The sequence below is a fragment of the Enterobacter sp. SECR19-1250 genome, from assembly GCF_013391025.1.
Taxonomy (GTDB): domain Bacteria; phylum Pseudomonadota; class Gammaproteobacteria; order Enterobacterales; family Enterobacteriaceae; genus Enterobacter; species Enterobacter cloacae.
The window spans coordinates 1-649 of the sequence record NZ_JACASJ010000301.1 but is presented as its reverse complement, the minus strand read 5'-3'; the positions used below and the strand labels follow the sequence as shown (position 1 = coordinate 649).

Annotated in this window: 2 protein-coding genes; both read right to left on the bottom strand. The window is 47.3% G+C overall.

Annotated features, from left to right (window positions below):
• Nucleotides 1-296: glycosyltransferase (locus HX884_RS26715; protein ID WP_178329056.1), on the bottom strand; the 296-nt coding region annotated here is incomplete at its 3' end.
• Nucleotides 293-649, bottom strand: a 357-nt coding sequence (locus HX884_RS26710; RefSeq protein ID WP_178329055.1) for a GtrA family protein, incomplete at its 5' end; no start/stop codon positions are given. The genes HX884_RS26710 and HX884_RS26715, both read right to left, overlap by 4 nt.

Genomic DNA, 649 nt, shown 5'->3' with positions numbered 1-649 from the left:
ATAGGGTCCTGCAGGTCAACATCAATCGGAATTATTGCGTCACCGCTAGCATGATCAAGACCAGCGAATAGTGCAGGCTCTTTTCCGAAGTTGCGCGTGAATGACAATGGAACCACAAGCGGATCTGCAATGGCAAGCGCGTGAATAATTGATTCCGTCGCGTCTTTGCTGCCGTCATTGATGAAGACTATCTCTACTTCATGCTGCTGTAGCCCTTCAAATTCCCGTACTGTTTTATAAAAAATCGGTATCGCGTCTTCTTCGTTGAAGACGGGAACGACCAGAGAAATTTTCATTTCGCATCCCTAAAGACAATGAACTTTGAATAGATAAATCCGCAGACCAGACTGATTGCGGAGAACAAAATTAAGGTAACGATCGGAGCCAGACCTGACTTGTCAGCCGCCCAGCCAACCGCAGCGCTAAGCGTGCCCATAAACCCCACATACAGCATATAGCGCAGGGTAGTGGTTGATGATTTGAATGTGAATCTGGCATTGGCGAAGAAGCTGAACGATACAGCAACAACGAACCCGGCAAAGTTGCCAAGGGCCTGTCCTGTATGGAATGCATAGATGCAAATGGCGAACACTACCCAGTGAATGAGCGTGTTAATGACACCTATCGATGTGTACCTGGCGAATAACTT